This is a genomic window from Pseudomonas sp. Irchel s3h17 (assembly GCF_900187505.1).
In the GTDB taxonomy this organism is placed as follows: Bacteria; Pseudomonadota; Gammaproteobacteria; order Pseudomonadales; family Pseudomonadaceae; genus Aquipseudomonas.
In genome coordinates this window covers 14,028-40,079 of the sequence record NZ_FYDL01000026.1, presented here as the reverse complement: position 1 = coordinate 40,079, position 26,052 = coordinate 14,028, and the positions used below count along the sequence as shown (strand labels likewise).

At 60.5% G+C, this 26,052-nt stretch carries 26 protein-coding genes and 1 rRNA gene; 11 read left to right on the top strand and 16 right to left on the bottom strand.

Annotation, left to right across the window (positions count from 1 at the left end; translation table 11 throughout):
• Nucleotides 1–6: 6 nt before the first annotated feature.
• Nucleotides 7–122, top strand: a 5S ribosomal RNA gene (gene rrf / locus CKW25_RS24960).
• Between the two features lie 85 nt (nucleotides 123–207).
• On the opposite strand, the gene CKW25_RS24955 is transcribed toward rrf, so the two are convergent.
• Nucleotides 208–579, bottom strand: a complete 372-nt coding sequence (locus CKW25_RS24955) for a DUF2784 domain-containing protein (protein ID WP_095083526.1) — start codon at nucleotides 577–579, stop codon at nucleotides 208–210.
• Between the two features lie 165 nt (nucleotides 580–744).
• Here CKW25_RS24955 and CKW25_RS24950 point away from each other — a divergent pair, with 165 nt between their 5' ends.
• A complete protein-coding gene (locus CKW25_RS24950; RefSeq protein ID WP_173919079.1) occupies nucleotides 745–1,866 on the top strand; it encodes a hypothetical protein in 1,122 nt (373 codons plus the stop codon).
• 9 nt (nucleotides 1,867–1,875) lie between these two features.
• Here the strand turns inward: CKW25_RS24950 and CKW25_RS24945 are convergent, their stop codons facing one another.
• The 6 genes from CKW25_RS24945 to CKW25_RS24920 form a co-directional block, all read right to left on the bottom strand.
• Nucleotides 1,876–2,430, bottom strand: coding sequence for a membrane integrity-associated transporter subunit PqiC (locus CKW25_RS24945; RefSeq protein WP_095083525.1), 555 nt, complete (start codon nucleotides 2,428–2,430; stop codon nucleotides 1,876–1,878).
• A 16-nt stretch (nucleotides 2,431–2,446) separates the two neighbouring features.
• Nucleotides 2,447–4,102 (bottom strand): intermembrane transport protein PqiB, encoded by a 1,656-nt coding sequence (locus CKW25_RS24940; protein ID WP_095083523.1) that lies wholly within the window; start codon nucleotides 4,100–4,102, stop codon nucleotides 2,447–2,449.
• On the bottom strand, nucleotides 4,083–4,727 hold the full coding sequence (locus CKW25_RS24935) for a paraquat-inducible protein A (RefSeq protein ID WP_095083522.1): 645 nt from the start codon (nucleotides 4,725–4,727) through the stop codon (nucleotides 4,083–4,085). Before CKW25_RS24935 ends, CKW25_RS24940 begins: the two co-directional genes overlap by 20 nt.
• Nucleotides 4,724–5,320, bottom strand: a complete 597-nt coding sequence (locus CKW25_RS24930) for a paraquat-inducible protein A (protein ID WP_095083521.1) — start codon at nucleotides 5,318–5,320, stop codon at nucleotides 4,724–4,726. Before CKW25_RS24930 ends, CKW25_RS24935 begins: the two co-directional genes overlap by 4 nt.
• A gap of 198 nt (nucleotides 5,321–5,518) precedes the next feature.
• Complete coding sequence (locus tag CKW25_RS24925) at nucleotides 5,519–5,959, bottom strand: CBS domain-containing protein (RefSeq protein WP_095083519.1); 441 nt, start codon at nucleotides 5,957–5,959, stop codon at nucleotides 5,519–5,521.
• A gap of 200 nt (nucleotides 5,960–6,159) precedes the next feature.
• Nucleotides 6,160–6,489: a hypothetical protein gene (locus CKW25_RS24920; RefSeq protein ID WP_095083518.1), complete on the bottom strand. Its 330-nt coding sequence runs from the start codon at nucleotides 6,487–6,489 to the stop codon at nucleotides 6,160–6,162.
• 602 nt (nucleotides 6,490–7,091) lie between these two features.
• On the opposite strand from CKW25_RS24920, the gene CKW25_RS24915 reads away from it, so the two are divergent.
• Nucleotides 7,092–9,455 carry a DNA polymerase II gene (locus CKW25_RS24915; protein ID WP_172736639.1) on the top strand — a complete coding sequence of 788 codons (2,364 nt, stop codon included), beginning with the start codon at nucleotides 7,092–7,094 and terminating at the stop codon, nucleotides 9,453–9,455.
• 3 nt (nucleotides 9,456–9,458) lie between these two features.
• Here CKW25_RS24915 and CKW25_RS24910 read toward each other — a convergent pair whose 3' ends face one another.
• Nucleotides 9,459–10,280, bottom strand: coding sequence for an aldo/keto reductase (locus CKW25_RS24910; RefSeq protein ID WP_095083517.1), 822 nt, complete (start codon nucleotides 10,278–10,280; stop codon nucleotides 9,459–9,461).
• 184 nt (nucleotides 10,281–10,464) lie between these two features.
• On the opposite strand from CKW25_RS24910, the gene CKW25_RS24905 reads away from it, so the two are divergent.
• Complete coding sequence (locus CKW25_RS24905) at nucleotides 10,465–11,223, top strand: DUF2092 domain-containing protein (protein WP_095083515.1); 759 nt, start codon at nucleotides 10,465–10,467, stop codon at nucleotides 11,221–11,223.
• 12 nt (nucleotides 11,224–11,235) lie between these two features.
• Nucleotides 11,236–12,021 carry a hypothetical protein gene (locus tag CKW25_RS26785; protein ID WP_173919078.1) on the top strand — a complete coding sequence of 262 codons (786 nt, stop codon included), beginning with the start codon at nucleotides 11,236–11,238 and terminating at the stop codon, nucleotides 12,019–12,021.
• A 168-nt stretch (nucleotides 12,022–12,189) separates the two neighbouring features.
• On the opposite strand, the gene CKW25_RS24895 is transcribed toward CKW25_RS26785, so the two are convergent.
• From CKW25_RS24895 to CKW25_RS24875, 5 genes are all read right to left on the bottom strand, one after another.
• Nucleotides 12,190–13,287: a polyamine ABC transporter substrate-binding protein gene (locus CKW25_RS24895; RefSeq protein WP_095083513.1), complete on the bottom strand. Its 1,098-nt coding sequence runs from the start codon at nucleotides 13,285–13,287 to the stop codon at nucleotides 12,190–12,192.
• Nucleotides 13,288–13,495: 208 nt separating this feature from the next.
• Nucleotides 13,496–14,380, bottom strand: coding sequence for an ABC transporter permease subunit (locus CKW25_RS24890; protein WP_095083511.1), 885 nt, complete (start codon nucleotides 14,378–14,380; stop codon nucleotides 13,496–13,498).
• A complete protein-coding gene (locus tag CKW25_RS24885) occupies nucleotides 14,377–15,258 on the bottom strand; it encodes an ABC transporter permease subunit (protein WP_172736637.1) in 882 nt (293 codons plus the stop codon). Before CKW25_RS24885 ends, CKW25_RS24890 begins: the two co-directional genes overlap by 4 nt.
• A 29-nt stretch (nucleotides 15,259–15,287) precedes the next feature.
• A complete protein-coding gene (potA, locus tag CKW25_RS24880) occupies nucleotides 15,288–16,430 on the bottom strand; it encodes a polyamine ABC transporter ATP-binding protein (RefSeq protein WP_095083507.1) in 1,143 nt (380 codons plus the stop codon).
• Between the two features lie 230 nt (nucleotides 16,431–16,660).
• Entirely contained in the window at nucleotides 16,661–17,422 is a 762-nt protein-coding gene (locus CKW25_RS24875) for a gamma-glutamyl-gamma-aminobutyrate hydrolase family protein (protein WP_095083505.1), read from the bottom strand.
• 279 nt (nucleotides 17,423–17,701) lie between these two features.
• On the opposite strand from CKW25_RS24875, the gene CKW25_RS24870 reads away from it, so the two are divergent.
• The 4 genes from CKW25_RS24870 to CKW25_RS24855 all read left to right on the top strand — a co-directional run bounded on the left by CKW25_RS24870 (nucleotide 17,702) and on the right by CKW25_RS24855 (nucleotide 22,769).
• Entirely contained in the window at nucleotides 17,702–19,078 is a 1,377-nt protein-coding gene (locus CKW25_RS24870; RefSeq protein ID WP_095083503.1) for a glutamine synthetase family protein, read from the top strand.
• 112 nt (nucleotides 19,079–19,190) lie between these two features.
• On the top strand, nucleotides 19,191–20,681 hold the full coding sequence (locus CKW25_RS24865) for an aldehyde dehydrogenase (protein WP_095083501.1): 1,491 nt from the start codon (nucleotides 19,191–19,193) through the stop codon (nucleotides 20,679–20,681).
• A 53-nt stretch (nucleotides 20,682–20,734) separates the two neighbouring features.
• Nucleotides 20,735–22,018: an FAD-binding oxidoreductase gene (locus tag CKW25_RS24860; RefSeq protein WP_095083533.1), complete on the top strand. Its 1,284-nt coding sequence runs from the start codon at nucleotides 20,735–20,737 to the stop codon at nucleotides 22,016–22,018.
• 202 nt (nucleotides 22,019–22,220) lie between these two features.
• On the top strand, nucleotides 22,221–22,769 hold the full coding sequence (locus CKW25_RS24855; RefSeq protein ID WP_095083499.1) for a cupin domain-containing protein: 549 nt from the start codon (nucleotides 22,221–22,223) through the stop codon (nucleotides 22,767–22,769).
• Between the two features lie 100 nt (nucleotides 22,770–22,869).
• On the opposite strand, the gene CKW25_RS24850 is transcribed toward CKW25_RS24855, so the two are convergent.
• The 3 genes from CKW25_RS24850 to CKW25_RS24840 form a co-directional block, all read right to left on the bottom strand.
• Nucleotides 22,870–23,160, bottom strand: a complete 291-nt coding sequence (locus CKW25_RS24850) for a hypothetical protein (protein WP_095083497.1) — start codon at nucleotides 23,158–23,160, stop codon at nucleotides 22,870–22,872.
• Between the two features lie 192 nt (nucleotides 23,161–23,352).
• Nucleotides 23,353–23,835, bottom strand: a complete 483-nt coding sequence (locus CKW25_RS24845) for a MaoC family dehydratase (RefSeq protein ID WP_095083495.1) — start codon at nucleotides 23,833–23,835, stop codon at nucleotides 23,353–23,355.
• Between the two features lie 135 nt (nucleotides 23,836–23,970).
• A complete protein-coding gene (locus CKW25_RS24840) occupies nucleotides 23,971–24,588 on the bottom strand; it encodes a LysE family translocator (protein ID WP_095083493.1) in 618 nt (205 codons plus the stop codon).
• A gap of 263 nt (nucleotides 24,589–24,851) precedes the next feature.
• On the opposite strand from CKW25_RS24840, the gene CKW25_RS24835 reads away from it, so the two are divergent.
• Both CKW25_RS24835 and CKW25_RS24830 read left to right on the top strand, forming a co-directional pair.
• Entirely contained in the window at nucleotides 24,852–25,304 is a 453-nt protein-coding gene (locus CKW25_RS24835; protein ID WP_095083492.1) for an Lrp/AsnC family transcriptional regulator, read from the top strand.
• A gap of 341 nt (nucleotides 25,305–25,645) precedes the next feature.
• Entirely contained in the window at nucleotides 25,646–25,912 is a 267-nt protein-coding gene (locus tag CKW25_RS24830; RefSeq protein ID WP_095083491.1) for a hypothetical protein, read from the top strand.
• Nucleotides 25,913–26,052 lie beyond the last annotated feature (140 nt).

Genomic DNA, 26,052 nt, shown 5'->3' with positions numbered 1-26,052 from the left:
GAATTTCTTGACGACCATAGAGCATTGGAACCACCTGATCCCATCCCGAACTCAGCAGTGAAACGATGCATCGCCGATGGTAGTGTGGGGTTTCCCCATGTGAGAGTAGGTCATCGTCAAGATTAAATTCCGAAACCCCTATCTGCATCTGCAGGTAGGGGTTTTGTTTTTGTGCGTGAAAAAGCTAGCGCAGTTTGCTCTGGGCGGTTACGCCTGCTTCCACCGTCCGATCAGGAGCGCATAGATAATCAGGTTGACCAGCAGCACGAGGGCCCCTAGCCCCAGTTGCATGTTCGGCGTCAGCCCGGTGGGGTAGATCAGCGGCCAGACGTAATGCTCGATGAAGCTTTCGCTGTAGCCGGCTTGCCCGGCGTCATGGCGCATGAGGTTCTCCCAGTGGGTCAACGGGCAGTTCCAGTGGAAGATTTCGACCAGGGTGCCCCAGACGGCCGCGGGCAAATGGCACCAGATCACCTGACGCCATTTGAAGGCCAGCAGCGCGCCCAACAGCACGAACACAATGAACAGCAAATGCATCAGCATCAGCATCAGCCCATCGGCCGCTATTCGGTAAAACATGGGGCCTGCCTCCTTTGAATGGGGGTTGCGAGCACCTTGCTCGGCATCCCGCCTGAGCCGGTCTTGCACCACCTATACTCAAAATACCGCCATCACAAATCTCAGCGGCCCCAAACCGATCGAGGCGTGACGACGGCTGTCCTGTTATTACCGGGGACTGCGATCTTGAGTCTGCGTTTCCTGTGCCTGGCCTTGTTACTGATCCTGCTGCTGTTGCTGGCGGGATGCTCCACGGTGCGTCGCTCTGAGCCGACGGCACCCATCGTGATCACGGAAGCGACCTGGTTACAGATTGACCGGGATATAGACAGCGCTTCATTGTCCTCCAGAGAGGCGGTCAGGGATTACACCCGCAAAGCCATGGGGCGCTGGCGTGAGCAAGTATTCCGCCGTACCGAAACCGACTTCATTCCCTGGTTTACCGGCTACTGGACCCAACAGTGGCTGGGCGTGAAGGTGGGCTGGTACAAGATGAGCGCCAAGGGCGAGACGGATTCGCCGGTCAACCGACTGACGGTCTACCTGCAGAAACAGTACCACGAGCGTGTGCTGGATCCCGTCTCCAGGGTGACCGATCCGAACGTGATCATGGGCGATGCCGTTAGGTTGTACCTGCAGATGCTCAGTGCCCATATGGTCGAGATACGGGAGCAGTATGCCGTCCCCCAGGATCAATTCGACCGCAGGCTCAGCCAAGTCCCGGCCATCACCTTGGCGCCTCCTCCCGCACGCAATGCTTCGCTCTATCAGATCATTCATACTGAACCGGTCACTCGATTGCCCGCTTACACGGCCCTTGTCGAACAGGTCCGCAGTTCCAACAGCGGTGCCGGGGCAGGGCTGTCGGATGCCGGGATCTCCTCGGTGGCCAAGCGTGCAAGCGAACGCCTCGAAGCGCAGATTGCGACCCGTAGCGTTGCCAGCGCGGTAGCCGCAGCGGTCGGCCGAGTCGCCGGGGCGGTGATTTCCGTGGTTTCCCTCGGCATCGGCGCCATGTCGAATGAAAGCGACCGGCCGATAGCGCAGGCGCAAATGCGCCAAAGTCTGAGTGCTGCATTCGACAAGGCATGGCTGGGCTTGATGGAGAACGAGGCGAACGGTGTGATGGCCGGGGTCAACTACATTTCCGGGCAAATCCAGCAAGGTCTTGTCGCCAACCTGTCGGTCATGCCGCAGCCTGTGAGCACCCGGCCCAACGAACCGGCCCTTCAGCGTGAACAACGCAGTGACGTTTATCGGCCAGCGCCGACGGATCAGGGACAGCCGGCCTCAGGTGTTGCTCAATAATAGCAACGCTTACCGCGCCCCGGGGCAGCGTCCGCTGGCTGCGGCCTGGCTGATCGCGGCGGCCAGGCCTTTCACATTCTTCTGATGCGCCAACACCAGGTCGTCGATGGTTGCGCCTGACGGGGTCTGAACCGTGGTTCGGCAGTTGAGGAACGTACTGGTATCGTCTGAGTCGAGGTTTCGCAGGCGCCACTGCGTATCGAGCAGGGCATAGTGCCCGGGAATCGAGTCAAAGCGTTGCACATCGACGCGCAACGACATTTTATGGGCGTTGCTTGTGCCAGACAGTTGATCGGCGAGGGCGCTTTGCAGTTCTTCCGACAGGCTCGCTCCCCACCATTCGGTTTCCAGGACCGCCAGGCCGCTGTTGCCCTGGCGGATGACAATCTGCGTACGGTCGACCTGCGCCGGCACGCTGACTTGTTCAAACTGGATGCTGGCCGCACTGCGGGTTGTCGATGCCGGCTGGGCCGGAATCAGGGTGTGGTAATGCACCGGGTCACTGCTGCAGGCTGTCAACACCAGCAGCGCACCGACCAACCCAACTCTCAACGATAAAGACATGGACGCACTCCTGTGGTCAGCGGTTCGAAGACGGTTGCAGGTTTGGCGGCGTGGCATCTTTTTGACGTCCGCGCAGCAAGGATTCCGGATGCCGGCCCAGGTAGTCCGACAATTCGCGCAGAGAGCGTGACATGCGTCCGAGTTCTTCCAGGGTCTGGGTCAACTGTTCACGTTGTGGTGAGTCTTCGGCGAGGGTCGAGTTGGCCGCTTGCAAGGTCTTGCTCACCTCCTGCAAAGTGTTTTCCACTCCTGGCAGGGTCTGAGTGCTGAACTGCTTGATGCCTTTGCGCATTTCCGTGAGGTTGCCATCCAGGTTGTTGGCGATGCGCTCGATCGGCAGCTTGTTGATCTTGTCGACCATCGCCTGCAATTGCTCCTGCAGCAGTTCCAGGCTGGCTGGCACGGTGGGAATCATCACGGGGCGGGCATCGAGGTCGAAGGCGACTTTCGGCGCCTTGGGGAAGAACTCCAGGGCGATGTACAACTGCCCGGTCAACAAATTGCCGCTACGGGCCTGGGCGCGCAGGCCATTGTCGACAAAGGTGCCCATGAGGCGAACGGAAGCCGCTTCGTCTTCAGGGTTGTGCTCCATTGTCTTGAGCATCTTCACATGGGCCTGTCCCAAGCGTTTGGGATAGATCACGATGCCGACATTGATCGGGAACGTGCGGGTTTTTTCGTCGAAATCCAGGTTGATCGCAACCACTTTGCCAATTTCCAGCCCCTGGAACTCGACAGGCGCATTCACCTTCAAGCCGCGCAAGGCCTGATCGAAACGCAGTGCCAGGAACTGCGGCTTGCCATTGGGCGGGGCGAGGGCGGTAGCCTGGTCCTCGAACAGCTCATAGTCCCGGTCTTCCGCGGCGCTCTTGTCGCCAGGGCTGTAGTTCGGGGCGCGGAAGGCAATGCCGCCGAGTAGCATGGCTGACAGCGACTCGGTCTTGACCGCAAAGCCGTCGGCCCCGACATTGATGTCGATGCCGCTGGCATTCCAGAAACGAGTGTTTTCGGTAACATGCACGTCGTTCGGCGAATTGACGAAGATTTCGATGTTCACGCCATTGCCGTCGGTGTCCAGTGCATAGGCAACCACTTGGCCCACCGGGATCTTGCGGTAGTAGACGGCCGACCCGATATCCAGCGACCCCAGGTCCTGGGCGTGCAGCATGAAGCGCTTGCCGGGTTCGCCATAGGTAATGGGCGGAGGGGCTTCGAGCCCGGTGAAGACCCGGGCGCGGGCATCGGACTGCCCCGCGTCGGCACCAATGAAGTCACCTGAAAGCAAGGTGTCGATCCCGGACACCCCGCCCGCGCCAATGCGCGGTCGCACGACCCAGAATTTGGAATCTTCGCGGGTGAAGGATTCGGCCTGTTTCGACAGTTTTACCGTGGCGTTGACGCTCTTCTGATCATCGCTCAACGCCACATCGGAGACATGGCCGATCACCACGTTGCGGTATTTGACCTCGGTCTTGTTTGCCGTCAGGCCTTGGCCGGTCTTGAAGTTGAGGGTGATCACCGGCCCTTGTTGCATCAGGTTGTGCACCACCAGGGACAGCCCGACCAGCACCGCAACGATGGGTACGATCCACACCAGAGAAACGCTCCAGCGGCGGGTCTTGACGTCGGCTTTGCCGGGCTGTGGCTGCCCCTCAGTGGCTTTCGATTCCATCCATGACCTCCTCGGTTTGTGGGTTATCCCAGATCAGGCGCGGGTCGAAACTCATCGCCGAGAGCATGGTGAAGACCACCACCATGCCAAAAAACAGAATCCCGGGTCGTGGCTCGATATCACCCAGTGCCTGGAACTTCACCAGGGCGGCGACCAGCGCAACGACAATGACGTCGAGCATCGACCAGTAGCCGATCAGCTCGACGAAACGATACAGCTGCGAACGTTCCTTGCGGGCCCAGAGGCTGCCCCGCTGGGCGGTCACCAGCAGCAGCGTCAGGGCGACAAACTTGATGCCAGGCACGGCGATACTGGCAATGAAAATGATCAGTGCGATGTCCCAGGCGCCATGCTCCCAGAATTCCAGCACGCCACCGATGATGGTGCTGTCGGAACCACTGCCGAACATGCTGGTGTTCATCACCGGCAGAAGGTTGGCGGGGATGTAAAACACCAGTGCAGCGGCCAGGAACGCCCAGGTGCGGGCCAGGGAATTGGTCTTGCGCACATGCAGGGGCGCACCGCAGCGCTCGCACACCGGGGGGTGGTCGGTCATGTCGCAGGCCAGGCCGCAGCTGTGGCACAGGCAAAGGTTGAGGTCGCGGGCTTCGGGCGGGCTGTTCATAGGCAGTCCCACAATTCACGAACGTCGCGTCCGGCGATGCGGATCAGTAACAGGCTCAACACCGCCAGGGCAAACAGGCCGATGCCGGGGATCACGTCCAGCAACCCGGCCAGTTTGAATACGGCCACCATGGCCCCCAGCAGGCAGACCTCCAGCATGCTCCAGGGCCGCAGGCTCTCCAGCCAGCGCATGCACAGCTTGAACGCCGGTGCGCGCCTGGAGGTCAGCGCGAAGCTCAGCACCCAGATCAGCAGCAGCAGCTGGAACACGGGCGCGATGATGATGGAGATGGCCGCGACCAGGGCGATGAAGGTAATCGGGCCGTCACTCAGGGCCACCACCGAATCCCAGAGGGTGGCGCTGTTTTTCAGGCCTTTGAGGCTGATGCTCATCACCGGGTAGAAATTGGCGAACATCCACAGCACCGATGCGGTCAGGGTCAATGCCAGGCGTTGCTGCAGGGTCATGCCGTTGTAGCGCTGCAGCACCCCGCCGCAGCGTTGGCACAGGGCGGTCTGGTGTTTGGCGAGCACGGCTTTTTCATACACGGCATCGCAATGCTCGCAAATGATCAGGTGGTCGCTGCTGGCCATGGTTCACACTCAAGAAAAAAGCCGGACGTGTCAGGGAGTTAACTGAATATAGAAGCGCCTTGCGATAGAGCAAATATAAAGTTCATTGCACAACAATAGAGGCGTGTGTTTACCGTTTAGATACGCTGAAACGAAATACTGCGCGCGACCGAAACCGGCGGCACGCAGCGACGCGATTGGGCGCAGGTGGGGCGAAAGTTACTCGCCGCGAATGTACTGTTCCAGCTGGCGGATCAGTTCGGCCTGCTCGGCAATGGCTTCCTTGACCAGGTCGCCAATGGACAGCAAGCCCAGCAATTGACCGTTTTCAACCACGGGCAAGTGCCGTAGGTGCTTGTCGGTCATGATGCTCATGCAGGTTTCGACGGTTTGATGGGAGTCCACGGTGATGACCGGCGAGTTCATGATCTCGCTGACCGGGGTGCCCACCGAGGAGCGGCCCTTGAGCACCAGCTTGCGCGCATAGTCACGTTCGCTGATCACGCCGACGATCTTGCCGTCGTTCATTACCGGCAGCGCGCCTACGTTCTTCGCGGCCATCACCATCAACGCTTCCAGCACCATTTGATGGGACTTGATGGTATGGACCTCTTGATTGTGACTGGCTTTTAACTTGAGCAGTTGCGCGACGGTCTTCATGGAGGTCTCTCCGCTGTTGTCTATGTTAGAGGACGGCCTATACAGAATCGTAGACGCAGGCTAATGGAGCAAGGGGGCAAAGCGGCATTTACATAATCTAAATGCGTCATCGGCGGCGTTTGGGGCACTGGCGGCTGGAATGCGCAGACAAAAAAGCCGCTGATAACCCGTACGGGTTATCAGCGGCTGTGCAAGGCAACTCAGCAGTAGCGGTCGATCACGCTGACGTCTGGCCGGGACTGCAGGTTCTGCCATTCCTGAGTCAGGGTGACCAGTACCCGGCCGACGAAGTCTTTGTCGGCGGCGGCTTTCTTGCCAACATAACCCTGGCCGCGACGGTACATTTTCAGTCGGGCACGCAAGTCACGCTTGTTCTGTTCGAACTCGGCTTCATGGGCATGGGGCGACAGGCAGTCGATATGCACCTGGCCAGATTCGGCAATCCACAGGATATGGCTGTCATGGCTGTCTTTGTGTGCGGCGAACATACGAGCCAGTTCATCAATAGTCGGTTGATTGTTCAGATTCATGTTAAAGCCCCTTGACCAATGTTTGATCTGTCTAGTTGATTCGCTAATTCACTTCTCTACTTCGGTAAGTTGATATCTGGTACCGAAACCAGGGCGACAGTGGTTGTCTGCCGAATGTCGGCAGGGCCTTGAGCAGGATGCATGTAGTCTTGCCGAGAAACTGCTACGTACTGGCGTCACAACGGGGGAGAAGCAGCGATTACCTGGATGTTGTTGCCCGATACAAACCTGCTCGGTCACAAGCATCTTGAAGAGTATTCGCCAGCGCTTTCGGTCCTGGAGGGACGTTCATGCCGGGTCAGTTTCATCAATCTGCCTTGTGGGCAGTACACATCCGGGAGCAGCTCGGCGGTCAGTCGAGCCTTTTCACAACACTTTTGCCTACGCTCCCGATCGGGGAGACGTCCGCATCATGCAAGGGGAAAAACAACTCGTCAACGGTTTTGTAGTGAAAAATTTCATTCACTACAAAAATAATCCCGGCGCCGAACCGGAGCGGTTTAACCTTGTCCTACAATCGCTTGCGTGACACAGGTAAAGGCAGCCCTGAACACCGATGGCGGGTAGAATCGAAGGCTCAGATCATCTTCGAGGTTGCAGTGGTGGACTTACAGCAGGGCTTCGTCCTGACCCGGCATTGGCGCGATACCCCGGCCGGCACGCAAGTCGAGTTCTGGTTGGCGACCGATGCCGGTCCACGGCTGGTGCGCTTGCCCGCGCAGCCGTCGGTGGCGTTCATTCCCGAGCAGTACCGCGAGCGCACCCTGGAGCTGGCGCGCGGCGAGCCGGGTGTCGAGCTGCGACCGCTCGGGCTGCAGGATTTCCAGCACCGACCGGTGTTCGGCCTGTATTGCCAGCAACATCGCCAGCTCATGCACCTGGAATCAATACTGCGCAGGGCCGGTGTGGAGGTCTTCGAGGCGGACATTCGTCCACCCGAGCGCTACCTGATGGAGCGCTTCATCACCGCCCCCGTGTCATTCACCGGAACGCCTGACGCCAGCGGCCTGTTGCTCGATGCCCAGCTCAAGCCGGCCCCGGATTATCGGCCGCGCTTGAAGTTGGTCTCGCTGGATATCGAAACCACCGAACAGGGCGAGTTGTATTCGATTGCCCTGGAGGGTTGCGGTCAGCGCCAGGTGTACATGCTCGGAGCGCCAAACGGCGACGCCACTCAGGTGGACTTTGCCCTGGAGTATTGCGACTCCCGAACCCTGCTGCTGAAACAGCTCAACGCCTGGTTTGCCCGGCACGATCCCGACGCCATCATCGGCTGGAACCTGGTGCAGTTCGACCTGCGCGTCCTGCACGAGCATGCCCGGCGCCTGGCGGTGCCGTTGCGCCTGGGGCGCGGTGGCGAGGAAATGCAGTGGCGCGAACACGGTTCGGGCAATAACCACTTCTTTGCCGCGGCAGCGGGACGACTGATCATCGATGGCATCGAGTCCTTGCGTTCGGCGACCTGGAGCTTTCCTTCGTTCAGCCTGGAAAACGTCGCACAGACGCTGCTGGGAGAGGGCAAGTCGATCGACAACCCGTACCAGCGCATGGATGAAATCAACCGCATGTTCGCTGAGGACAAGCCGGCCCTGGCGCGCTACAACCTCAAGGACTGCGAGTTGGTGACGCGGATCTTCGACAAGACCGAGCTGCTGACCTTCCTGCTGGAGCGCGCCAGTGTCACCGGGTTGCCGGCCGACCGTAGCGGCGGCTCGGTGGCCGCGTTCACCCACCTCTACATGCCGTTGATGCATCGCCAGGGTTTTGTCGCGCCGAACCAGGGCGAACGGCCACCCCAGGCCAGTCCCGGCGGCTTTGTCATGGATTCGCAACCCGGTTTGTACGAGTCGGTGCTGGTACTCGACTACAAGAGCCTGTACCCGTCGATTATCCGCACCTTTCTGATCGACCCGGTGGGGTTGGTCGAAGGCTTGCGTCACCCCGACGACAGTGAGTCGGTGCCAGGCTTTCGGGGGGCGCGCTTCTCGCGTACCCGGCACTGCCTGCCAGCGATTGTCGCCCGGGTCGCCGAGGGCCGGGAGGTGGCCAAGCGCGAACAGAACACACCTTTGTCCCAGGCCTTGAAAATCATCATGAATGCCTTCTATGGCGTGCTGGGCTCCAGTGGTTGCCGGTTCTTCGATACGCGCCTGGCGTCTTCGATCACCCTGCGCGGGCATGAAATCATGCAGCGCACCCGGCAACTGATCGAAGCCCAGGGCCATACGGTGATCTATGGCGACACCGACTCCACCTTCGTCTGGCTACGGCGCGCCCATGGCCAGGAAGAAGCGGCACAGATTGGCCGCTCGCTGGTGGCCTGCGTCAACCAGTGGTGGCGTGAGCATCTGTTGCGCGAGTTCGGCTTGCACAGCGTGCTGGAACTGCAATACGAAACCCATTTCCGCCGCTTTCTGATGCCGACCATCCGTGGCGCGGAGGAGGGCAGCAAGAAGCGCTACGCAGGCCTGGTGACCCGCGCCGATGGCACCGACGAGATGGTCTACAAGGGCCTTGAAAGCGTGCGCACCGACTGGTCGCCGCTGGCCCGGCAGTTTCAGCAAGCGCTCTACCTGCGGATTTTTCATCGGCGGCCGTATCAGGACTATGTGCGCGAGTTTGTGCGGGCGACGCTGGCGGGTGAGCACGATGACTTGCTGATCTACCGCAAGCGCCTGCGCCGGCCGCTGGACGACTATCAGCGCAACGTGCCGCCCCATGTCCGTGCCGCGCGCATCGCGGATGAGTACAACGACCGGCAACACCGGCCGCGCCAGTACCAGCGCGGTGGCTGGATCAGTTACGTGATCACGGTCGCGGGACCCGAACCCCTGGAGACCCGCAGCGCACCGATTGACTACGACCACTACATCAGCCGTCAGCTGCAACCGGTGGCTGACGCGATCCTGCCGTTTGTCGACGACGACTTCAGCACCCTGATCGGTGGCCAACTGGGCTTGTTCTAGGCTTCAGACCATCGCCAGCCGCTGCTTGCGGGTGGGCGCCGCGAAGGCCTGGTCCAGCGCCTGGAAGTCCGCCGGGTCGAGTTGCAACGCGCCAGCGGCGGCATTCAATCGCACGTGTTCGGGGCGGACCGCCTTGGGGATGGCGATCACGCCCTCCTGGGAGAGCAGCCAGGCCAGCGAGACTTGTGCCGGGGTGACGCGATGACGTGTGGCAATCGCTTTGAGTGTCGGCTCGGCCAACAGGTTGCCGGCCTGGGCAATCGGGCAATACGCCATCAACGGCATGCGCTGCTGCTGGCACCAGGGCAGCAGGTCGAACTCGATGCCGCACTCCTCAAGGTTGTAGAGCACCTGATTGGTCGCGCAGGCGGTGGAGGGCAGCTCGCCCATGTCCGCGACATCGAAATTGGACACGCCCCAGCGGCCGATCTTGCCGTCTTCACGCAAACGCTCGAAGGCCTCGACGGTTTCCTCAAGGGGATACTGACCCCGCCAGTGCAGCAGATACAAGTCGATGTAGTCGGTGCCCAAGCGCCTCAGGCTGCGCTCACAGGCTTGGGGAATGCCGCGGCGGCTGGCGTTATGCGGGTAGACCTTGCTCACCAGGAACACCAGGTCACGCACGCCGGTAACGGCGTGGCCCACCACCTCCTCGGCACCGCCTTCGGCGTACATTTCGGCGGTGTCGATCAGGGTCATGCCCAGGTCGATGCCGGTACGCAAGGCATCGATTTCGCGCCGGCGCTGGTGCCGGTCTTCGCCCATGCGCCAGGTGCCCTGGCCGATGACGGGGACCGGTACGCCGGCCAGTTCAAGTGTGCGCATGACCATCTCCAGGTGGTATGGACGCAAGCGGCCGACCCGGGGCCGGGTGCTCGCGATGGACGCTAACGATAGCCCAGTTCGGGTACAAAATTGACGAACCCGCGAAAGCGTCCTTTCATTCAACTGTCCTGCCGTTCACCGGAACGGCGGCCGCGCACGCAGCGCGCCACCCGGGAGTGTGATGATGAAGCGTCAAGCACGAGTCTTCTGCCTGTTGATCGCAACCATGACCCTTGGCGCGCAGGCCGAGGACGCACCCCCGGCGGACGATTCCGCGCCTCCCCTGAACCCGCACGTGATCGACAAACTCATTGATGTGGGGGACTACTTGCGCAGCCTGCCCAAGTTCGAGGTCAACGCCGAGGTCACGCGCGATACCGTGCTGGACTCGGGGCAGAAAATCCAGACCAGCTCGCGAACCACACTGAAAGTGGCGGGGCATGACCGCCTGTACGCCAAGGCCGATGGCGACACGCAAACCCGGGAGTTCTTCTACGATGGCAAGCACCTGACACAGTACTCGCCCTATCTGAAGTACTACACCACCGTGGACGCACCGGCCACCGTCAGCGAAACCCTGCACAAGATTGAGCAGCACTACGGTATCCAGGTGCCGACGGAAGACCTGTTCCTCCTGGGCCGCGACCAGGCGCAAATCGACGCCCTCAAGAGTGCGATCTATGTCGGGCCTTCCTACGTCAAGGGCACGCTGTGCGACCACCTGGCATTCCGCCAGGCGGGTGTCGACTGGCAGCTGTGGATCACCCGCGCCGACAACCCCTTGCCCTGCAAGCTGGTGATCACCACCACCGACGTGGCGAGCTTTCCGGAATACAGTGCGGTCTACAGCTGGAACCTTGCCCCGAAGATCACCCCCTCGGCGTTCACCTTTACGCCGCGCAAGGGCGATGTCGCCATCCCCTTGAAGAAAGCCAGCGAATAGGGGGGGAGGATCATGTTCAGGATTCCACCGTACGCGGTTCTGTTATCCCTGCTGGCCACTTCGATGCTGACCGTCGGCGTCGCTGAGCAGGTCGATGCTCGTCAGCTACGTGCCCAGGGCGGTGCCCGGTCGTCGGTCAATCGGGCGCCGCCGGCGCACGCCCCGCGAGCCCAGCGAGCCCACACCAGTCAGCGGGCCAATACCAGCCAACGGCTCAATACCAGTCAACGGATCAATACCAACCAGGGTGTTCGCGCCAAACAGCGGATCAACCCCACCCCGCAGCTCAGCAGCGGCCAGAGGGTCAGCACCCCGAGGGCCAAGACCGCCCAGCGCACCAACACCAACCAGCGGCCCAGCACCGCCCAGCGCGATCAGGCCAGGCAGCGCGTCGATCAGGCCAATGTGGGGAACGAGGTCAACTCGGGCAACCGTGTGAATGCCGGCAACAACGTCGGTAACCGGGTGCGGGTCGACAACAGTGAACGCAACGTCAACAAGACTCGCGATGTGAATATCGATAGCGAGGGGCACGGCGATTACGATGACGACGATTATGATCACGATTATGACGATGACGATGATTACGACCATCCGCTCGCCATGGCGGCTGCCGTGACGGCAACGGTCATGGTCACCGCGGCGGTGGTGGGTGAGGTCATGCGCCCGTCGGAAATGCCCAGCGACTGTGTGCAGGTGATGCGCAACAACACGGCGTACATGCAATGCGGATCGACCTGGTTCCAGCCACAGTACCAGGGCAGTAATGTGAGCTACGTGGTGGTCAACGCGCCATGAGCGATGCTGGAAAAAAGGCGTCCAGGGGGGGGGAGTGCAGGCACTCACCCCTGGCCGCCTGAATCACCATGGCCGAGGGAGCCTGGTGAGGCCGTTCGTGATGTCGCGGCGGTGGTAAGGCGCCCCGTGAACGGTGTTGCAGACTGCGCCCCCGACGGGCGCAGTGGGTTACTTGCCGAGCTTGACCCGGGTCCAGCCGCGGGTCACTACCCGCTGGGTGGCGATGGGCATGTCCGGGATGGCGTACAACGTGGCCATCACGGCCTGGGGCGGGTACGAACCCGGGTCGTCGCGGATTGCTTCATCCACCAGTGGCGTCGCCGCAGCGTTGGCATTGCTGTAGCCGACGTTGTTGGTGATCTCGGCCATGATGTCCGGGCGCATCAGGAAGTTCATGAACAGGTAGGCGTTGTCGACGTTGGCCGCATCGTGCGGGATGGCGACCATGTCATAGAAACTGCCGGCGCCTTCCTTGGGGATGCTGTAGTCGACCTTCACCTTGTTGCCGGCCTCCTTGGCCCGGGCCTTGGCTTGCAGTACGTCGCCGGAGTAACCGACCGCGACGCAGATGTTGCCGTTGGCCAGGTCCGAAATGTACTTGGACGAGTGGAAGTAGGCGACTGACGGGCGAATCTTCATGAATAACGCTTCGGCCTCGGCGATCTGCTGCCTGTCCCGGGTGTTCACCGGGTAGCCCAGGTAGTGCAGGGCGGCTGGCAGCATTTCGGTGGGCGAATCGAGGAAGCTGATGCCGCAGGCTTTCAGCTTGGCTGCGTTTTCCGGTTTGAACAGCAGGTCCCAGGAGTTGGTAGGCGCATTGCTGCCGAGCACTTCCTTGACCTTGTCCGGGTTAAAGCCAATGCCAATCGAACCCCACATGTAGGGGAATGCATGGCCGTTGTCCGGATCGCTGGCCGAGGCGTTCTTGAGCAGCACCGGGTTGAGGTTTTTCCAGTTGGGCAGCTTGGACTTGTCCAGCGTCTGGTAGACACCGGCCTTGATCTGCTTGGCCAGGAAACTGTTGGACGGCACCACGATGTCGTAACCCGATTTACCGGCCAGCAGGCGGGCTTCCAGGGTTTCATTGCTGTCGAATACATCGTAGGTCACGCTGATCCCGGTCTCGTCTTCGAACTTCTTGACGGTGTCCGGGGCGATGTAGTCGGACCAGTTGTAGACGCGCAGAACCTTGTCATTGGCCTGGGCGCCCGTGGTGATCGCGCCCAATAAGGACAGTGTCAGCAGCGTCCTGCCAAACATTTTCATCGGTACAACTCCATTTTTTTATTCAAAATCACAAAACAAAAATGCAGTGAGCATCAAACCCTGTGGCGAGGGAGCTTGCTCCCGCTTGAGTGCGCAGCACTCACAAAATTGGAAGGGTCGCCAGAATTTTTGGGGCCGCTCCGCAGCCCAGCGCGAGCAAGCTCGCTCGCCACAGGTTTTGTATTTACTCAGTTGAACAGCAATGACACTAGGCCGTCGCTTCTACCATTTGCTTGTTGGGCTGCTGCCAGGATTCGCTGGCGGTCTGGTCCATGGCATCCTGGATCGCCCGTTTGCGATTGGCTTCGGCCTTGCGGCTGAAGTACCAGACCATGAAGGTCACGATCGATACCGCCAGCAATATCAGGCTGGCCACGGCGTTGATCTCGGGCTTCACGCCCAGGCGGACGGCGGAGAACACTTCCATCGGCAAGGTGGTGGAGCCCGGGCCGGAGACGAAGCTGGCCAGTACCAGGTCGTCCAGGGACAGGGCGAACGACATCATGCCGCCCGCCGCCAGCGACGGCGCGATCATCGGGATAGTAATCAGGAAGAACACCTTCAACGGGCGTGCTCCCAGGTCCATGGCCGCTTCCTCGATGGACAGGTCCAGCTCACGCAAGCGGGCGGAGACTACCACCGCGACATAGGCGGCACAAAACGTGGTGTGGGCAATCCAGATGGTGACGATGCCACGCTCCTGCGGCCAGCCGATCATTTGCGCCATGGCCACGAACAGCAGCAACAGCGACAGGCCGGTGATCACTTCCGGCATCACCAGGGGCGCGGTCACCAGGCCACCGAACAGCGTGCGGCCCTTGAAGCGGGTCACCCGGGTCAGGACAAAGGCCGCCAGGGTGCCCAGCGCCACCGCTGCAATCGCGGTGTAGCAGGCGATTTCCAGGGAGCGCACCACTGAGCCCATCAACTGGCTGTTGTCCAGCAGGCCGGCGTACCACTTCACCGACCAGCCGCCCCAGACCGTCACCAGCTTCGAGGCGTTGAACGAGTAGATCACCAGGATCAGCATCGGCAGGTAGATGAACGTCAGGCCGAACACCAGCATCAATCTTGAAAAACCGAAACGGTTCATGCCCGTCCCTCCATCTCTTTGGCTTGGCTGCGGTTGAACAGCAGGATCGGCACAATCAGGATCACCAGCATGATCACCGCCAGCGCCGAGGCTACCGGCCAGTCACGGTTGTTGAAGAACTCCTGCCACAGCACGCGGCCGATCATCAGGGTTTCCGGGCCGCCCAGCAGTTCCGGAATCACGAACTCACCCACTACCGGGATGAACACCAGCATTGCGCCTGCGATGATGCCGTTGCGGGCCAGCGGCACGGTGATTTTCCAGAAGTTGTTGAAGTTGCTCGAGCCCAGGTCCGAGGCGGCTTCCAGCAGGCTGGCGTCGTGCTTGACCAGGTTGGCGTACAGCGGCAGCACCATGAACGGCAGGTAGGCGTAAACCACCCCTATATAGACGGCCGTGTTGGTGTTGAGGATCTCGATCGGGTGCGACGTCAGGCCGGACCACATCAAAAACCCATTGAGCAGGCCGTTGTTGCTGAGGATGCCCATCCACGCATACACGCGGATCAGGATCGCGGTCCAGGTCGGCATCATGATCAGCAACAGCAAGACGTTCTGCGTTTCCTTGCTGGCCTTGATAATGGCGTAGGCCATCGGGAAACCGATCACCAGGCACATGGCCGTACTGAGCAGCGCCACTTTCAACGAACCCAGGTAAGCCGAGAGGTACAGCTCGTCGGCGGCCAGTAGCGAGTAGTTGCCCAGGTTCAGCAGCAGTTGGAACTTCTGTTCGGCGAAGCTGTAAATCTCGGAGTAGGGTGGAATCGCCAGGGCGGCTTCGGAAAAACTGATCTTCATCACCAGAAAGAACGGCAGCATGAAGAACAGAAACAGCCACAGGAATGGAATGCCGATGACGACCTTGCGGCCGCTCGGCAAAAACCGCTGGAACTGCTGAGTGAGGGTATTCATGCGCGCAGTACCACGCCGCTGTCGTCTTCCCACCAGACGTAGACCTGATCGTCCCAGGTCGGGCGCGCGCCACGGCGTTCGGCGTTGGCCATGAACGACTGGACGATCTTGCCGCCCGGCAGCTCGACGTAGAACACCGAGTGCCCGCCCAGGTAGGCGATGTCATGCACCTTGCCCCGGGACCAGTTGTAGCGGGTCTCGGGCTTGAGGGTGCTGACCAGCATTTTTTCCGGGCGGATGGCGTAGGTGATCGACTTGTCCTGCACCGAGGTGCTGACGCCATGGCCGACGTAGATCTTCTGCTCCAGGTCTGGGCTGTGAATGATCGCGTGGCCTTCCAGGTCCTCGACCACGGTGCCATCGAAGGCGTTCACGTTGCCGATGAACTCGCAGACCATGCGACTGACCGGTGCTTCATAGATGTCCACCGGGCTGCCGATCTGGGCGATCCAGCCCAGGTGCATGATCGCGATGCGCTCGGCCATGGTCATGGCCTCTTCCTGGTCGTGGGTCACCATCACGCAGGTCACGCCCACGCGCTCGATGATCTCCACCAGTTCCAGCTGCATCTGCGAGCGCAGCTTTTTATCCAGGGCGCCCATCGGTTCGTCGAGCAGCAACAGCTTCGGGCGCTTGGCCAGGGAGCGGGCCAGGGCCACACGCTGGCGCTGGCCACCGGAGAGCTGGTGCGGCTTGCGCTTGGCGTACTGGGTCATGTGCACCAGGCGCAGCATTTCTTCGACCCGGGCGTCGATTTCGCTGGCGGGCAAACGGTCCTGCTTGAGGCCGAAGGCAATGTTCTGCGCCACTGTCATGTGCGGGAACAGGGCGTAGGACTGGAACATCATGTTGATCGGCCGCTCGTAGGGCGGCATGTCGGTGATGTCCACGCCGTCGAGCAGGATCCGCCCTTCGGTGGGACGTTCGAAACCGGCCAGCATGCGCAGCAGGGTCGACTTGCCGGACCCGGAACCGCCGAGCAGGGCGAAAATTTCACCCTGATGGATCTCCAGGGACACATCGTCCACCGCAGTGGTTTCGTCGAATTTCTTGGTGACGCGATCGACTCGCACCAGCACCTTTTTCGGTTGCTGATGACCTTCAAGAGCCTTCCTGTAAATGCTGGAGGCGTTTGCCATGTGAAACTCCCAACAGGTTTCAGTCGCCGGGCCAACGCGGCCTGACTTAATAGGTGATTGCCAGCCCGTACCGGGAGATGCCGGTCGGGCTGATTCGGCGCCGCCGTCCTGGCTGCCTGGTCGTACTTGTTGTTATTGCGTTTGGTTGTTTTCGCGAGGGGATGGCGCGCAAAGACGCGCCCGCCTGACTCGCGGGGGACCGTTCAATCGTTGAATGCGGTGTGCTGTCGTCAGCGCTGGTTGCGCAGCGCTGCCCGTTGTCGGCATGCGTCGCCAAACGCCTGGAAAATACTCAAGTAGGGAGGGTTGCTCAGCACCTGCCATTCCGGGTGCCATTGCACGCCGACGGCGAAGGCCTTGCTGTGCTCGAGGGAGACCGCCTCGATCAGGCCATCGGGGGCGATGGCTTCGGCGCGCAGGCCGGGCGCCAGGCGGTCGATGCCTTGACTGTGAATCGAGTTGACCTGGAATACCGCAGGCAGGTCCAGGGCTTCGAACACGCCACCTGGCTGCACCTTGACCGCGTGAGCCGGTGCGTACTGCACGGCCAGGTCCGGGTGATCCGCTTCGCGGTGATCGAGCATGCCGGGCAGCTCATGGACCTTCTGGTGCAGGCTGCCACCGAACGCCACGTTCATCTCCTGGAAGCCACGGCAGATGCCGAGCACCGGAACGCCCGCCGCAATGGCCGCACGCAGCAAGGGAAGGGTGGTGGCGTCCCGCGCCGGATCGTGATCCGTGCCGGGTGCGCTGGCAGGGCCCTGATAGTGGAAGGGTTGCACATTCGACGGCGAGCCGGTCAGCAGCAGACCGTCGAGCTGCGCGAGCAGATCGTCGATTTCGGTCAGTTCGCCCAGGGCAGGAATGACGACGGGCAACCCCAGGGCCGCGACGCTGACAGCACGTACGTACTTGTCGCCGCTGATGTGGTAGGGGTGCAGGCCAATCTGTTTGACGCACGCAGTAACGCCGATCAATGGCTTGAATGCCATTTTTATCACCTCGAAGTTTCACACTTGAACGAGCTTTTCCAGAGCTTAGCCTCGTTGATTTTTTTTAACAACTCCAATGTAAAAGATTCTAAACGGCTAGTGAGTGAAAGCTTAGGCTGGCCGCAGCTATTAGGCGGTTCTTTGCTCGTTTGATGGTTGTGGTGACCAATAAAATCAACAAAAAAGGCGATTTGCCCGCTATTGACTTCACTTTGCCTTTCGGATTGACTGGGCTCGTGAAAGGGCGGTGAACATAATAATTAACATAATAGGTGCATCATGTCGGTACCCCTGCGTGCCGTTCAGCTCAACGAAGCGAACGCATTCCTTAAGAAACATCCTGAGGTTTTGTACGTCGACCTTCTGATTGCGGATATGAACGGCGTGGTGCGCGGCAAGCGCATCGAGCGCACCAGTCTCCACAAGGTCTACGAAAAAGGCATCAACCTCCCGGCTTCGCTGTTTGCCCTGGACATCAACGGTTCTACGGTGGAAAGCACCGGCCTGGGTCTGGACATCGGCGACTCTGACCGAATCTGCTACCCCATCCCCAATACCCTGAGCATCGAGCCCTGGCAGAAGCGTCCTACCGCGCAACTGTTAATGACCATGCACGAACTGGAAGGCGAGCCCTTCTTCGCCGACCCACGTGAAGTCCTGCGCCAGGTCGTGAGCAAGTTCGACGCCATGGGCCTGACGATCTGCGCCGCGTTCGAGCTGGAGTTCTACCTGATCGACCAGGACAACGTGAACGGTCGTCCGCAGTCGCCACGCTCGCCGGTTTCCGGCAAGCGCCCGCATTCGACCCAGGTGTACCTGATCGACGACCTCGACGAGTACGTCGACTGCCTGCAAGACATCCTCGAAGGCGCGAAAGAGCAGGGCATCCCGGCCGACGCCATCGTCAAGGAAAGCGCCCCGGCGCAGTTCGAAGTGAACCTGCACCACGTGGCTGACCCGATCAAGGCCTGCGACTACGCGGTCCTGCTCAAGCGCGTGGTGAAGAACATCGCCTACGACCATGAAATGGACACCACCTTCATGGCCAAGCCGTACCCGGGCCAAGCGGGTAACGGTCTGCATGTGCACATCTCGATCCTTGATAAAGACGGCAACAACATCTTCGCCAGCGAGGATCCCGAGCAGAACGCCGCACTGCGTCACGCGATCGGCGGTGTGCTCGAGACCCTGCCAGCGCAGATGGCGTTTCTCTGCCCGAACGTCAACTCCTACCGTCGTTTCGGTGCGCAGTTCTATGTGCCGAACTCGCCGTGCTGGGGCATCGACAACCGTACCGTGGCGATCCGCGTGCCGACCGGTGCGCCGGATTCGGTGCGCATCGAACACCGGGTTGCCGGTGCCGACGCCAACCCGTACCTGCTGATGGCCTCGGTCCTGGCCGGTATTCACCACGGCCTGACCAACGAGATCGAGCCAGGTGCCCCGGTCGAGGGCAATAGCTACGAGCAGAACGAACAGAGCCTGCCGAACAACCTGCGCGATGCGTTGCGCGAGCTGGACGACAGCGAGGTCATGGCCCGCTACATCGACCCGACCTACATCGACGTGTTCGTGGCGTGCAAGGAAAGTGAACTGGCCGAGTTCGAGAACTCCATCTCCGACCTTGAGTACAACTGGTACCTGCACACGGTCTGATTAGGCTGACACCCAACCTGTGGCGAGGGAGCAAGCTCCCTCGCCACAGGTTACTCAGCGCTCGTTTCATGTGTAAACACGATCACCAATTTCTCTGCGTCGAGTCACAACCATGACAAACACTCGCAGCGACTGGGAGCAACGCTTTCAGTCCTTATCCATAGAAGGTCGGGCATTCATTGACGGCCAGTACCGCCCGGCAATCAGCGGCGATACGTTTGAATGCATCAGCCCCGTGGACGGGCGCTTTCTGGCGAACGTCGCCAGCACCGGCGAAGCCGATGCCAATGCCGCCGTGCAGGTCGCTCGCCAGGCCTTCGAGTCCGGCGTCTGGGCCAAACTCGCCCCGGCCGAGCGTAAGCGTATCCTGATTCGTTTCGCCGATCTGATTCTGGCGCACCAGCAAGAGCTGGCGCTCCTGGAAACCCTGGACATGGGCAAGCCCATCAGCGATTCCATGGCCATCGACATTCCAGCGACCGCCAACGCGATCCGCTGGAGCGCCGAGGCGATCGACAAACTCTACGATGAAGTCGCGGCCACGCCCCACGACCAGTTGGGCCTGGTCACCCGGGAACCGTCCGGCGTAGTCGCGGCCATCGTTCCGTGGAACTTCCCGCTGATCATGGCCAGCTGGAAGTTTGCCCCGGCGCTGGCGGCGGGTAACTCGTTCATCCTCAAGCCTTCGGAAAAGTCGCCGCTGACCGCGATTCGCATCGCTCAGCTGGCGCTGGACGCGGGCATCCCCAAAGGGGTGTTCAACGTCCTGCCGGGCTTCGGCCACACCGTCGGCAAGGCCCTGGCCCTGCACATGGATGTCGACGTACTGGCCTTCACCGGCTCGACGGCAATTGCCAAGCAACTGCTGATCTACGCCGGGCAAAGCAACATGAAACGCGTTTGGCTTGAGGCGGGGGGGAAGAGTCCAAACGTGGTGTTCGCCGACGCGCCGGATTTGCGCGCGGCAGCACAGGCCGCGGCCAGTGCCATTGCCTTCAACCAGGGCGAAGTCTGCACCGCGGGTTCGCGCCTGCTGGTGGAGCGCTCGATTCGCGAGCAGTTCATCCCGCTGCTGGTGGAAGCCTTGCAAGCCTGGAAGCCCGGCCATTCGCTGGACCCGGCCACCAACGTCGGCGCGGTGGTCGATCAGCGTCAGCTGGAATCGGTGCTGCGGTTCATCGAAGTCGGCAAGCAGCAGGGCGGGCAGTTGATCGCAGGGGGCGCGCGCACCCTGGAAGACACCGGTGGCCTGTATGTGGAACCGACGATTTTCGACGGTGTGACCAACGCCATGACCATCGCCCGGGAGGAGATTTTCGGCCCGGTGCTGTCGCTGATCACCTTCGACACCGTTGAAGAAGCCCTGCACATCGCCAACGACAGCATCTTCGGCCTGGCAGCCGGGGTCTGGACCCGCAACCTGAGCAAGGCCCATACCTTCGCCCGTGGCCTGCGGGCCGGCAGCGTCTGGGTCAACCAGTACGACGGTGGCGACATGACCGCGCCGTTTGGCGGGTTCAAGCAATCGGGTAACGGTCGCGACAAGTCGTTGCATGCCTTCGACAAGTACACCGAGCTCAAGGCGACCTGGATCAAGCTCTAACCATTTACACAGCAGCGGTTGCAGGCATCGGCGTGCGACCGCTCGGGAATTCAATCATGCAAAAACACGTAAACAGCTACTACGCCGCGACCCGCAACGAGACCGTCGATTTCCCGGTACTCGAAGAATTGGTCGAGTGCGATGTCTGCGTTATCGGCGCGGGCTACACCGGTCTGTCGTCGGCGCTGTTTCTCAGCGAAGCGGGTTATAGCGTCACTGTGCTGGAAGCCGCCAAGGTCGGTTACGGCGCCAGCGGTCGCAATGGTGGACAACTGGTCAACTCCTACAGCCGCGACGTCGATGTCATCGAGCAGCGCTATGGCGACAAAACCGCCGAAGTGCTCGGCAGCATGATCTTCGAAGGTGCCGACATCATTCGCTCGCGCATCAAGCAGTACGACATCAAGTGCGACTACAAGCCCGGTGGCATTTTCGCCGCGCTGAACAAGAAGCAGCTCAAAGGCCTGGCCGAGCAGAAAAGCAGCTGGGAGCGTTACGGCAACCACAACCTGCGCATGCTCGATGCCGCCGAAATCGCCAGGGAAGTCGGATCGAAAAACTACGTCGGCGGCCTGCTGGATTTGCAGGGCGGTCACGTACACCCGCTGAACCTGGCCTTGGGCGAGGCCGCCGCCATCATCGGCCTGGGCGGAAAAATCTTCGAACAGTCAGCAGCCGTGGAAATTACCTACGGTGAGCCGATTGTGGTCCGGACCGCCAAGGGTGCGGTGCGCGCCAAGTACCTGCTGATCGCCGGTAACGCCTACCTGCCGCAGGACCTCGACAACCGTGTGACCCGTAAAAGCATGCCCTGCGGTTCGCAGATCGTGGTCACCGAGCCGTTGTCCGAGAAAGTGGCCAGGAGCCTGATCAGCAACAACTACTGCGTCGAAGACTGCAACTACCTGCTCGACTATTACCGCCTGACCGCCGACAACCGCTTGCTGTACGGCGGCGGCGTGGTCTACGGAGCCCGTGAGCCCGACGACATCGAGCAACTGATCCGGCCGAAAATCCTCAAGACCTTCCCGCAACTCAAGGACGTGAAGATCGACTACCGCTGGACCGGCAACTTCCTGCTGACCATGTCGCGCATGCCGCAGTTCGGCCGTATCGAGAAAAACGCCTACTACATGCAGGGCTACAGTGGCCACGGCGTGACCTGCTCGCACCTGGCCGGCAAGTTGATCTCGGAAATGATCCGTGGCGATGCCGAACGCTTCGATGCGTTTGCGTCCCTGCCGCACATGCCGATGTTTGGCGGCCGTACCTTCCAGGCACCGCTCACCGCCATGGGCGCGGTGTATTACGCCATGCGTGACCGTTTCGGCATCTAGTTTCAACCTTACCGGCGGCCTTGCTGATTGAGGCCGTCGGATTTTTTACGGACCCTTTACCGATCCTGCTGAGCGGCGGGGGGCAAACGTGATTTAATAGCCGCCTTCACGTCTTCGGGACAGAGGAACGGCGCATTTCGCGACAGAAGTCGCCCGCCATCCACCCCACATTACCCTTAAGTTTTTCTCACATAAGGCTGTCATGGACACGGGCTCTCGACTCAAATTAGTACGCGAAAGCTACAAACTGTCCCAGCGCGAGCTGGCCCGGCGTAGCGGCGTCACCAATGCCACCATCTCCCTGATCGAGCAGAATCGCGTCAGTCCATCTGTCAGCTCACTCAAGAAGCTGCTGGAGAGCATTCCCATGTCCCTGGCCGACTTCTTCACCTTCGACCAGCCGCCCCGCGAACACCAGTACATCTTCCGCGCCAACGAACAACCCGACCTCGGCCGCCATGGCTTGCGCCTGCTGCTGATCGGCGCCTCCGTACCCAGCCGGCAGATGCGCCTGCTGCGCGAGCAATATGCCCCGGGCGCCAGTTCGGGCGAAGAACCGATCGTGCACGCCGAAGGCGAGGAGTGCGGGTTGGTGACGCGCGGCACCGTCGAGCTCACGGTGGACGGGCAGGTGAGTGTGTTGAATGCCGGGGATGGCTATTATTTTCCGACGACCTTGCCGCATCGGTTCCGCAATATCGGGGCGGACGAGGCAGAGATTATCAGCGCGAATACGCCGGCCAACTTCTGATATCGAAAGCGGTGGGGGGCTGCTATCGACCCATAGCGGGGAAGCAAGCATACAAAACCTGCGACCGCGATAGTGTCGTGAGATCAATCGGAAGGGCGCGCTAGTTGATCTGCACAACCACCGGACCTTCCGTTACGATCGGCGGGTTCGCGTGGATATTCGAGGCGTTTTTCTGAATCCACTCACGCGCGACTTTCAAGCTCGCATCGCTGCCGGCCTTGTCCGTGCAAACAGTCACCGACGTACCGCCATCACCCGTATTGAGCAGCGTGTAGCTTACGAGGCCAGGCACTGTCCGCAGGGTCGCTTCGACGTCGGCCTTGCGCGCTTCCAAAAGCTCGAAAAGCTGCTTTGCTCCAGTACCCAAGTAGGTTCTTATAACCGCATACATAGTCGTCTCCTTCGGGAGTGCCGTCTTGATGCCAATCCAGATCCGGCGATGGCCGTTACCACCCAGGTTTCAGTTCGCCCCGATTTATAAAGCTTAGCCAAACGTCGACGACAAGCGAAATGCAACGACCACCGGCTACTCTGGGCCGATAGCCGCCAGTCATGGGGGGCAGCTTCCAATCCATGACGCTCATTAGTTGGCGTGCGTTACCCCATTTGTGGGATCGCCTTGGGCAAGCATCTGCACCAGGAGCTCCTGCTCCTTTGCACCCGGTAAAATCCCACGGGTTTCTCCCTCGAGCACGATGATGCCGTCCTCGTTGGTGAGGGTGATCGCTGCCGTCGCGCGGCCTTTTTCATCCGTGCTCACAATGACCCAATGGCATGTCACGGTATCGCCAGGATAGACGGGGCGCTTGAAGTTGAATGTCATTGCCGACGCCAGCCAGCCGATCTGGCCGCCGATTTCGGTCACCAGGCTGGCGGTCAACAGGCCGTGGGATACCGGTGCCCTGAAGTGGCGAGCCTCAGCGAAATGCGCATCGAAATGCACCGGATTGTAGTCGCGGGAAATCTGCGCAAAGCGCTGGATATCATCCTCCGAGAAGCAGCGGGAGAGGGTGAAGCTATCGCCTGTTTGAAGCCCTTCGGCGGCACGCTGTCTAAAGCTTTTCATTGAAGTCCTTTGTCCTGTCGACCTGGAAAGAATGCCTGGCCCCTGGAAAGTAGCCTGTTTTCGCCTTGGTGGCGAAGTCGCGGGCAGCGCCGGGTAGCACGTCACTCATTGGATTTTTCTGAGATAAGCAGGCGGTCAGCGCAGGATCTGATCGATTAACAACAGTACGGCGATCATGATCATGATCGCTCCCGAGAGCCGACTGACTGCTTGAGCGGCCACGGGGCGGGCCTGCAATACGGCTCGAGAGCCGAAACCCACCAACAGGTAGATCACGCCGCAACTCAAGGCGTGGAGCAGTCCTAGCGCGATGATCTGCATCGGCACCGGCCAGGAAGCCGTCGGGTCGGTGAACTGCGGCAACAAGGCGAGAAAGAGCAGGAAAACCTTGGGGTTCAAACCGCTCACGCAGGCACCTTTAAAGGTCCAGCGCGTCCAGGAACCGGATGCCTGGGCCTCCCCGGCGCGAGGTGTCGAGGGGTGCAAGAGCATGTTGATTCCCAGCCAAAGCAGGTACGCAGCACCGGCAACGGTCAGTACCGAAAGGGCAATGGGGTTGCTTGCAACCAGGCCGCCGACACCGGCCGCCACGATCAGCGTTGCCAATAAATGTCCAATCAACAATCCGGCCACGGCTGGCATCACCACACGACCCACCAGGCCGGCCGATATCGCGTAGGCCCAATCTGCCCCGGGTGTAATCACGAACAAGAACGACACCGCCCAGAACGCGGCGAAAATACTAAGACTCATGTCTGTCTTACCTTCTGCTGTTGTACGAGTTCTTGTTCTGGCCTGATCGACCGCCGGCAGCGGCTTTTATCGAGTTATTTCGGGTGCTTTGAGCGGGGGCGCGCATCGTTCTTACTCGCAGAAATAAAGGCGGCGTCCGACCTTGTCCAGACAAGGGCGGACGACCAGCGGCTATAAAGTTCACGGAAAGAATAATTGAATGCACTTAAAATATTTTCGCTATTATTCCAATGTAAATACTGAATACAGGTAGATAATTCTATATGGACAGGATTGATCAGAAGATTCTTGCCGAGCTTCAGATTGATGGACGATTGTCGGTCACCGAACTGGCGGAGCGGGTCGGTCTGAGCCTGTCTCCCTGCCACCGAAGAGTGCGTGCGCTGGAGGAAGCGGGTGTGATTCAGGGCTATCGCGCGCAGCTCTCGCCCAGCGCGCTAGGCCTGAATTTTTCGGCAATGGTGTTTGCGACGTTGCGCGAGGGTGATCACCAGGCGGTTGCAGCATTCGAAGGGGCGCTTGAGCAGATACCCCAGATCGTCGAGGCTCAAAGGCTTTTTGGCGAGCCCGATTATCTGCTTCACGTCATCACCCGCGACCTGCCGGCCTTTCAACAGCTCTATGATGAGCGCCTGTCCACGTTACCCAACGTCCAGCGACTGACCTCCACCCTTGTGATGAAGCGTGTCATTCAAGACCGTTCGCTTCCCCTATGAATGGCCAGGGTTGCCGCTGTAGAAGTCCGGGCCCGTGGCCAAACCGCAACCGGGAGTATTGAGGGGCCGAGTGGACAGCAATCAAGCCGATCACTGTCAGTGACGCCCTGAATCCCTTTGGTAGAAGGCAACAGGATTGTCTCCCGGACGTTGAAAACGGCCCGCCACGGCGCACGGCATCACCTTCCTTGCGGGCCTGCCCATGTCGACCTATCGTTAAATTCCATGCACTGACAACGAGGCGGTTTCGGCTTGTGAGGCAAAGAACATCCCCGCCCAGCCGTGTACGGCCGATGATCGGGGAGCACAGTGATTGAGTACTCTTGAACAGGAGGAAAATCATGATGGGCAAGCACTACTTGATTGCCCTGGCGACACTGGCCATCGCCGCAGGCGCGCAGTGGATGCCGCTGCCGGCCTACGCGACCGACCAGGCTGATCAACGGCAGGAGTCGCGGGACACAAAGCAGGAAGGGCGCGACGCAGCAAGGGAAACCAAGGAAGCGTGCAAAGAGGGTGATGAAAAGAACCGTGCCGAATGTCGCCAGGACAAGCGCGACACCAAACAGGACACGCGCGATACCGCGCGGGACGTCAAGTATCAGTAGTCGACATGGATATCGCCCCACGATGCTGTCGGCCTGAACGTGGTTGATCTTTCCGGGAAGCGGTTGTAGCTGCGCGGCGCGGCTGGAGGCGGATGCCGGCACCTGTACCGCGCACTTCAACTCTCCGGGAGATCAAGGGT

Bases quoted from the DNA above. Each gene is read 5' to 3' on its own strand.
- CKW25_RS24955 (WP_095083526.1), bottom strand. From the start codon at position 579: ATGTTTTACCGAATAGCGGCCGATGGGCTGATGCTGATGCTGATGCAT.
- CKW25_RS24945 (WP_095083525.1), bottom strand. From the start codon at position 2,430: ATGTCTTTATCGTTGAGAGTTGGGTTGGTCGGTGCGCTGCTGGTGTTG.
- CKW25_RS24940 (WP_095083523.1), bottom strand. From the start codon at position 4,102: ATGGAATCGAAAGCCACTGAGGGGCAGCCACAGCCCGGCAAAGCCGAC.
- CKW25_RS24935 (WP_095083522.1), bottom strand. From the start codon at position 4,727: ATGAACAGCCCGCCCGAAGCCCGCGACCTCAACCTTTGCCTGTGCCAC.
- CKW25_RS24930 (WP_095083521.1), bottom strand. From the start codon at position 5,320: ATGGCCAGCAGCGACCACCTGATCATTTGCGAGCATTGCGATGCCGTG.
- CKW25_RS24925 (WP_095083519.1), bottom strand. From the start codon at position 5,959: ATGAAGACCGTCGCGCAACTGCTCAAGTTAAAAGCCAGTCACAATCAA.
- CKW25_RS24920 (WP_095083518.1), bottom strand. From the start codon at position 6,489: ATGAATCTGAACAATCAACCGACTATTGATGAACTGGCTCGTATGTTC.
- CKW25_RS24910 (WP_095083517.1), bottom strand. From the start codon at position 10,280: ATGCGCACACTTGAACTGGCCGGCGTACCGGTCCCCGTCATCGGCCAG.
- CKW25_RS24905 (WP_095083515.1), top strand. From the start codon at position 10,465: ATGAAGCGTCAAGCACGAGTCTTCTGCCTGTTGATCGCAACCATGACC.
- CKW25_RS26785 (WP_173919078.1), top strand. From the start codon at position 11,236: ATGTTCAGGATTCCACCGTACGCGGTTCTGTTATCCCTGCTGGCCACT.
- CKW25_RS24895 (WP_095083513.1), bottom strand. From the start codon at position 13,287: ATGAAAATGTTTGGCAGGACGCTGCTGACACTGTCCTTATTGGGCGCG.
- CKW25_RS24890 (WP_095083511.1), bottom strand. From the start codon at position 14,380: ATGAACCGTTTCGGTTTTTCAAGATTGATGCTGGTGTTCGGCCTGACG.
- potA (WP_095083507.1), bottom strand. From the start codon at position 16,430: ATGGCAAACGCCTCCAGCATTTACAGGAAGGCTCTTGAAGGTCATCAG.
- CKW25_RS24875 (WP_095083505.1), bottom strand. From the start codon at position 17,422: ATGGCATTCAAGCCATTGATCGGCGTTACTGCGTGCGTCAAACAGATT.
- CKW25_RS24870 (WP_095083503.1), top strand. From the start codon at position 17,702: ATGTCGGTACCCCTGCGTGCCGTTCAGCTCAACGAAGCGAACGCATTC.
- CKW25_RS24865 (WP_095083501.1), top strand. From the start codon at position 19,191: ATGACAAACACTCGCAGCGACTGGGAGCAACGCTTTCAGTCCTTATCC.
- CKW25_RS24855 (WP_095083499.1), top strand. From the start codon at position 22,221: ATGGACACGGGCTCTCGACTCAAATTAGTACGCGAAAGCTACAAACTG.
- CKW25_RS24850 (WP_095083497.1), bottom strand. From the start codon at position 23,160: ATGTATGCGGTTATAAGAACCTACTTGGGTACTGGAGCAAAGCAGCTT.
- CKW25_RS24845 (WP_095083495.1), bottom strand. From the start codon at position 23,835: ATGAAAAGCTTTAGACAGCGTGCCGCCGAAGGGCTTCAAACAGGCGAT.
- CKW25_RS24840 (WP_095083493.1), bottom strand. From the start codon at position 24,588: ATGAGTCTTAGTATTTTCGCCGCGTTCTGGGCGGTGTCGTTCTTGTTC.
- CKW25_RS24835 (WP_095083492.1), top strand. From the start codon at position 24,852: ATGGACAGGATTGATCAGAAGATTCTTGCCGAGCTTCAGATTGATGGA.
- CKW25_RS24830 (WP_095083491.1), top strand. From the start codon at position 25,646: ATGATGGGCAAGCACTACTTGATTGCCCTGGCGACACTGGCCATCGCC.